Below are 7,851 nucleotides of genomic sequence, written 5' to 3' on the forward strand. Positions count from 1 at the left end.
GAGTTGACCGCGCTGCCGCGCACGACCGCCAGCACCCGGTGCCCGTTGCGGCGCGCGTCGGAGAGCCGCTCCACCAGGAGCACCCCGACGCCCTCGCTCCAGCCGGTGCCGTCGGCGGCGGCGGCGAACGCCTTGCAGCGGCCGTCACGTGCCAGACCGCGTTGCCTGCTGAATTCGACGAAGGCGGCCGGGGTGGCCATGACGGTGACTCCGCCCGCCAGGGCCATCGAGCACTCGCCGGCCTGCAGCGCGCGTACGGCCAGGTGCAGCGCAACCAGGGACGACGAGCAGGCCGTGTCCACGGTGACCGCCGGCCCCTCGAAGCCGAAGCTGTACGCCACCCGGCCGCAGAGCACGCTGGTTGCGGTACCGGTCAGCGCGTAGCCCGCCGCCTCCTCGGCGACGGGGACGCCGATGCCGTAGCCGGAGGTCCCGGCTCCGACGTACACGCCGACCGGACTGCCCTTGACTCTTTTCGGGTCGATCCCGGCTCGCTCGAACGCCTCCCAGGAGGCCTCCAGGAGCAGGCGCTGCTGCGGGTCCATCCCGGCGGCCTCGCGGGGCGAGATGCTGAAGAAGTCCGCGTCGAAGCGTCCCGCGTCGTGGACGAAGCCGCCCTGCCGGGAGTACGAGGTGCCCTCGCCCCGGGAGTCCGGGTCGTACAGGGAGCCGAGGTCCCAGCCACGGTCGGCGGGGAACTCGCTGATGCCCTCTCCTCCGGCGGACACCAGGTCCCAGAGCGACTCGGGCGAGTCGATCCCGCCGGGCAGCCGGCAGGCCATCCCGACGATGGCGATCGGCTCGTGCGCGGCGACGACCAGCTCTTGGTTGCGGGTTTTGAGCCGCTCGTTCTCCTTGATCAGGGTGCGCAGGGCTTCGACGTAACGTTCGTCGGCGGACGCCGCCATGATCAGTGCTCCCCGTCGTTGGCTTCGACGAGCTTCAGCAGTGCCTCGCCGTCCAGTTCGTCCACCGCGTGCGCGGTCGGCTCTCCCACGTCGTCCGTCTTCTTTCCTGCCAGTCTCAGCAGGGGTTCGAGCAGTCCGGCCTCCCGGAGCCGGACCGTCGGTACGGTGGCCAGGGCGGCGCGAACGCGCTGTTCCTCGTCCGCCTCGCCCTCGTCGCTGTCCGGGGCGATGCCGCACTCTTCAAGAAGGTGCTCGGCGAGTTCGGCGGGTGTCGGGTAGTCGAAGACCACCGTGGCGGTCAGCGACAGGCCGCTGAGCGCGGTGAGCCGGTTGCGCATCTCCACGGAGGTGAGCGAGTCGAAGCCGAGGTCCCGGAAAGCCAGGTCGGGTTTGATGTCACCGCCGTGCGTGTGCCCGAGCACCAGTGCGGTCTGTGCCCGCACCAGGTCCAGGACGGTGTCGGACCACTCGTACTGCGGCAGGGCGAGAAGGTCGGTGCGCAGGTCGCCGGGTGCTGCGGCCTCCTCCGCCCCGTGGGAGGCTGCGCCGCCCTCCAGCCGGGCCAGCAGGGAGCTGGGCCTGGAGGAGGTGAACGTCCGCGCGAACACCGGCCAGTCGATGTCGGCCACCGTGACCGTGGAGGCCGTGTCCGCGACCGCGTCGGCCATGGCGGCGAGCGCCCGGTCCGGGTCCATCATCAGAACTCCCCGGCGGGCGAGTTCGGTGTCCGCGCCCTCGGCCATGCCCTCGCCGCCCCAAGCGCCGAAAGCGACGCAGGTCGCGGGTGCCCCGCGGGCCGCCCGTCGCAGGGCCAGGTTCTCCAGCCGGGCGTTGGCGGCGGCGTACGCGCCCTGTCCGGCGCCGCCCCAGACGGCGGCGACCGACCCGAACAGCACGAAGGCATCGAGGTCGCCGCAGAGTTCGTCCAGGTTCTCGGCGCCGGCTGCCTTTCCCGCCTGGGCCGCCGCGAGGTCTTCCTCGGTGAGTTCGGACAGCCTTCCCAGGCCGCCGACGCCCGCGGCGTGCACCACGGCGTTCGGCGAGTGCTCGGCCAGCAACGCGGCGACGGCGTCCCGGTCGGCGAGGTCGCAGGAGACCACCGCGGTCTCCGCCCCCAGTTCCGTCAGCTCCGTGACCAGTTCGCCGGCGCCCGGTGCGGCGGCACCGCGCCGGCCGGCCAGTACCAGTCGTGTGGCACCGCCGAGGGCGGCCCACCGGGCGATGCGGGAGCCGAGCGCACCCGTTCCGCCGGTGATCAGCAGCGTGCCCTGGGGGCGCCAGGGCGTGGTGGTGACCGGAGGCGCGGTGACCAGCCGTCGTGCGAGTGGTACGTCCCGGAGGGCGACCTGGTCCTCGGCGGTAACCCCGGAGAGGACCGCGACCAGCGAGGCGTCGCTGACCCCGGTCATGGGCAGGTCGATCAGTCCTCCCCACAGATAGGGGTGTTCCAGCGCCGCCACCCGGCCCAGCGCCCACAGGGCGTGGCCGCCCTTCCCGGGTGGCTCCTCGCCGGGTAGCCCCACGGCGCCACGGGTGGCGCACCACAGGCGGGTGTCGGTGTCGGCCAGCGTCTGGACGAGGGCGAGTCCGGTGGTTACGGCGGTGTCCTCGGCCAGTCCGAGCAGTGACAGCACTCCCGCCCAGAGGCGGCCGGAGGAGGAGTTCTCCACCAGTTGCCGGAGTTCGGCCGCGGCGTCAGTTGGGTCAATCACCTGGACGAGCGGGGTTCCGCCGCTGCGACGGATCGCCTCGGCGCAGTCGGCGGCGGTCGCCTCGTGTTCGGGGTGTGCCAGCACCAGCCAGTTGCCCACAAGAACCGGGTCCACCGGGACGGAGACGGGCTGCCATTCCTCTCGGTATCGCAGGCTCTGGGAGGAGTAGAGGTCGTGCCAGCCCGCGAGTTTCGCCAGCGTGTCGTCGAGCTGTTCCCGGTCCTCGGTGTGGTCGATGCTGAGGAGTCCGGCAACGGCGTCCGCGTCGCCACCGCGCACTGCGGCCCAGAAGGCGTCATCGGTGCCCTGCCCGTCGGCCGCGCCTGCGGACGCGGGTAGCGGCCAGTACCTCTGGTGCTGGAAGGCGTAGGTGGGCAGGTCCACGACGTGACCGCCCAGGGAGCCGAGGACCTCGCCCCAGTCGAACCGCACCCCGGCGACGTGCGCTCCCGCGATCCCGGCGAACAGAGCCCTCACACCGTCGCTGCCCGAACGCTGCAACGGCACAACCGTCACCTCGGAGTGCTCAGCCAGACAGAGCCCCGCCTGCGCCGACAACACCCCGTCCGGGCCCAGCTCCAAGAACCGCGTGACCCCGGCGTCATGGGCCTGGCGGACCGCGTCGGCGAAGCGGACGGGTTCGCGGATCTGTCCCACCCAGTAGCCGGGGGTGGCCAGGTCACCAGGGGCGGTGGTGCGGACCGGGATCTGCGGGGCGTGATACGTCAACGACTCGGCGACCGCGGTGAACTCGGCCAGCATCGGCTCCATCAAACGGGAGTGGAACGCGTGCGAAACCGCCAGCCGCTTCACCCGCACACCGCCCGCCCGAAGCCGCTCCTCCAGGCCGGCGACCGCTTCCGCGTCACCCGACACCGTCACCGAAGCAGGCCCGTTCACCGCCGCGAGATCCACCCCGTCCGGCAGGACAAGTGCCTCCTCGGCCAGCCCCACGGCCAGCATCGCCCCACCGGCCGGCAACGCGTCCATCAGCCTGCCGCGCGCCGACACCAAGGCACACGCGTCGTCCAGAGACAGCACCCCCGCGACGTGGGCGGCAGCCAGCTCACCGACCGAGTGCCCCACCAGAACATCCGGGGTCACCCCCCAGGACTCCACCAGCCGGAACAGCGCCACCTCCACAGCGAACAACCCCGCCTGAGCGAACACCGTCCGCTCCAGCAGACCCGCGTCCTCCCCGAACACCACCCCACGCAACGGCCGGCCCACATCCACCCGGGCACACACCGCATCAAAAGCATCCGCGAAGACCGGGAAGGCTTCATACAGCTCGCGGCCCATCCCCGGCCGCTGCGACCCCTGACCCGAGAACAACAGCGCCAGACGGCCGCGTTCGGCAGCGTCCCGGACTGTCGAGTGGCCGGCGTCGGCGAGGTCGGAGAGTTCGGTGAGCAGGGCCTCGCGGTCGTGTCCTACGGCCACGCCCCGGTGTTCCAGGTGGGCCCGGCCGCCTGCCAGGGAGGCCGCCACGTCGAGCGGGTGGAGGGTGTCGTCCCGCGTGACCCGTTCGGCCAGCCGGACGGCCTGTTCCTGCAGGGCCTGCGGGCTGCGGGCCGAGAGTACCCACGGAATCAGGGGTGGGGTCGCCCGCTGTGCGGGGCTCTCGGGGCTGTTTGTCGGAGTGGGGGCGTGCTCCAGCACCACGTGGGCGTTGGTGCCGCTGATGCCGAAGGAGGACACCCCTGCGCGGCGCGGGCGGTCCAGCTCCGGCCAGGGGCGGTCCTCGGTGAGCAGTTTCACCGCGCCCGTCGTCCAGTCGACCTCGGGCGTGGGCTCGCTCACGTGCAGGGTGCGGGGCAGCACGCCGTGCCGCAGTGCCATGACCGTCTTGATGATGCCGCCGACGCCGGCCGCCGCCTGGGTGTGGCCGATGTTGGACTTGAGCGATCCCAGCCACAGCGGGCGGTCCGCGTCCCGGTCCTGCCCGTACGTGGCCAGCAGTGCCTGTGCCTCGATCGGGTCACCGAGCCGCGTGCCGGTGCCGTGGGCCTCCACCAGGTCCACCTCGTGCGGCTCCAGACCGGCCGTTTCGAGGGCCGCCCGGATCACCCGCTGTTGGGAAGGGCCGTTCGGTGCGGTCAGGCCGTTGGAGGCCCCGTCGGAGTTCACCGCGGAGCCACGCACCACCGCCAGTACCTCGTGCCCGTTGCGGCGCGCGTCGGAGAGCCGCTCCACCAGCAGCAGCCCGACGCCCTCGCCCCAGCCGGTGCCGTCCGCGTCGGCGGAGAACGCCCTGCAGCGGCCGTCGGAGGCCAGGCCGTCCTGTCTGGCGAACTCGGAGAAGACTCCGGGGCTGGTCATCACCGCGGCTCCGCCGACGACGGCCATGGTGCACTCGCCGGCGCGCAGCGACTGGGCCGCGAGGTGCAGCGCCACCAGGGACGAGGAGCATGCGGTGTCCACGGTCAGCGTCGGGCCCTCCAGCCCAAAGACGTAGGCCACCCGGCCGGACAGTACGCCGCCCGACATTCCGGTGAGCAGGTGCCCTTCGGAGCCGGGGGCGGTGATGCCCACTCCGTAACCGGACGGTGAGGCGCCGATGAAGACGCCGGTGGGGGTCGAGCGCACGGTGTGCGGGCCCAGTCCGGCGCGCTCGAACAGTTCCCAGGAGGTCTCCAGCAGCAGCCGCTGCTGGGGGTCCATCGCCATGGCCTCGCGCGGCGAGATGCCGAACAGGTCGGCGTCGAAGGAGGTGGCGGTGTGTACGAAGCCTCCGACGCGGGTGTAGGGGTCGGGGCCCTTGTCGTCGGTCGGCCACCCGCGGTCGGAGGGGAAGCCGCCGACCGCGTCGATGCCTTCGGTGACCAGCCGCCACAGTTCCTCGGGGGAGGTGGCGCCGCCCGGATAGCGGCATGCCATGCCGACGATCGCCAGGGGCTCGTCGGACACCTCGGCTGTCGTGACCGTTTCACGGTCGTCGCCGCTGACCAGCGAGAGGATGTGGCGGGAGACGTCCGAGGGGGTCGGGTGGTCGAAGACCAGCGTCGTGGGCAGGCGCAGGTCGAGAGCGCCGGCCACCCGGTTGCGGACGGCCACGGCGGTAAGGGAGTCCACGCCCAGGTCCTTGAACGGGCGTTCGGCGTCGACCGGTTCGGAGTAGCCGAGGACCGCTGCGGTCTCCCGGCGGACCAGGTCGAGGACGGTGTGGGCCCACTCCGCCTGTGGCAGCCCGGCCAGCAGGGTCCGCACGGCCGTGGCTCCGTCCTCGGCGGCCGGTTCTCCGGCCAGGGCCTCGGTGGCCTCGGGCAGGGCGGAGAGCAGCGGGCTGGGGCGCCGGCTGGTGAAGGCGGGGGTGAAGCGTGCCCAGTCGATGTCCGCGACGACCACGCAGGTGTCGTCGGTGTCGATCGCGCGTTCCAGTGCGGTGACGCACAGTTCCGGCGGCATGGGTCGCAGGCCCCGGCGCTTCAGGTACTCGTCGGCGCCGTCCCGGGCGGCCATGCCGATCTGCGCCCAGGAGCCCCAGGCCACGGCGGTGCCGCTCCGGCCGGCGGCCCGGCGGGCTGTGGCGAGGGCGTCGAGGTGGGCGTTGGCGGCGGCGTAGGCGGCCTGACCGGCGCTCCCCCACACTCCGGCGATCGAGGAGAACAGTACGAACAGTTCGGCGTCGGGGAGGAGTGCGTCGAGGTGTTCGGCCCCGACGGCCTTGGCCCGCAGTCCTTCGGCCAGGACGGGTACGGATGTGGAGTCGAGCGGTATGGCCTGATCGGTTCCGGCCGCGTGCACCACTCCGGTGACCGGGTGCTCGGCGAGCAGGGCGGCCAGTGCGTCGCGGTCGGCGGCGTCGCACGCGAGGGCGACGGCGGTGGCTCCCAGATCGGCGAGTTCGGCGACCAGTTCGGCGGCGCCGGGCGCGTCGGGCCCCCTCCTGCTGGTCAGTACCAGCTTGCGGGTGCCCCGGCGGGCGAGCATACGGGCGGTCTCGGCGCCGAGCGCGCCGGTGCCACCGGTGATCAGCACCGCTTCGGGTGCCGCTCTGCCGGGCAGGGAGCCGGTGGCCGGGGCGTGGAGCAGGCGGCGCAGGTAGACGCCTTCGGGCCGTACGGCGACCTGGTCGTCGGCTGCGGTGAGCACGGCGGCGAGTCGGGCCATCGCACGGGGCTCGGGGTCGGTGGGCAGGTCGATCAGTCCGCCCCACCGCTCGGGGTGTTCGAGCGCGGCCACCTGGCCCAGTGCCCAGAGCCGGGCGGCGGCGGGGTCGAGGATCCGGTCGGCGCGGTTCGTGGCGACGGCGCCGGTCGTCACGCACCACAGGGGGGCGGTGACCTCGGCGTCGGCCAGTGCCTGGATGACCGTGAGGGTCGCGCCGAGGCCGACGGACACGTGCCCGTCCTCGGGGTGGGGGCGGCGGTCGTCGGCGAGGAGCGAGAGGACTCCGGTGACAGGTTCGGCCTCCTCGGTTCCTTCGGCGGCGTGGCGCAGGAGTTCGCTGAGCCCCCATCGGTCGAGGGCGTCGTCGGGAACCGTGACGTCGATCGGTTGCGCGCCCGCCTGCCGCAGCGCCCGGGCGCAGCGTTCGGCGTGGCCGGTGTCGACGCCCTTGGTGTGCAGCAGGAGCCAGCGTCCGTCGAGGATGCCGGGCGGGGTGCGGTCGGCGGGCTGCCAGGTGACGTGGTAGCGCCAGGAGTTGACGGCGGTGTGTTCGGCGCGGTCCCGGCGCCATCCCGCGAGGGCCGGCAGGACGGTGTCCAGGCCGTCACCGGAGTCCAGGCGCAGGGTGTCGGCCACCTGTTCGTGGTCGAGTCTGTCGACGGCTTCCCAGAAGTCCGCCTCGGCCGGGTCGGTGTCCGTGGTGCTGGTGGTGTGTGCGGCCTGGGGTGGGTCGGTCATCCAGTAGTGGGAGCGCTGGAAGGCGTAGGTGGGCAGGTCGACGGGGTCGGCCTTCGGCAGCACTTGCGCCCAGTTGACGGGGAGGCCGTGGACGTGTGCCTCGGCCAGCGCGGTCATCCACCGCTCAGACCCGCCCTCGCCCCGGCGCAACGTGCCCAGCACCACCCCGGAACGGCCCGCAGCCTCCATCGTCTCCTGCAGACCCACCGCCAGCACCGGATGCGCACTGACCTCCAGGAACACCGACCGCCCATCAGCCAGCAACCCATCCGCCGCATCCCCGAACCGCACCCTGCCCCGCAGATTCTCATACCAGTAACCCGCGTCCAGCCCCGCAGTGTCCAACCGCTCCCCCGACACCGACGAGAAGAACGGCACCC

The 7,851-nt window shown here is 72.8% G+C and carries 2 protein-coding genes; both read right to left on the reverse strand.

The window, feature by feature from the left end:
• Positions 1 to 908: beta-ketoacyl synthase N-terminal-like domain-containing protein (locus tag JS521_RS31270; protein ID WP_239488105.1), on the reverse strand; the 908-nt coding region annotated here is incomplete at its 3' end.
• A gap of 2 nt (positions 909 to 910) precedes the next feature.
• Complete coding sequence (locus tag JS521_RS31275) at positions 911 to 7,849, reverse strand: type I polyketide synthase (RefSeq protein WP_307847980.1); 6,939 nt, start codon at positions 7,847 to 7,849, stop codon at positions 911 to 913.
• Between the last annotated feature and the right edge of the window lie 2 nt (positions 7,850 to 7,851).

The organism is Streptomyces durocortorensis, assembly GCF_016901035.1.
Lineage (GTDB): Bacteria > Actinomycetota > Actinomycetes > Streptomycetales > Streptomycetaceae > Streptomyces > Streptomyces durocortorensis.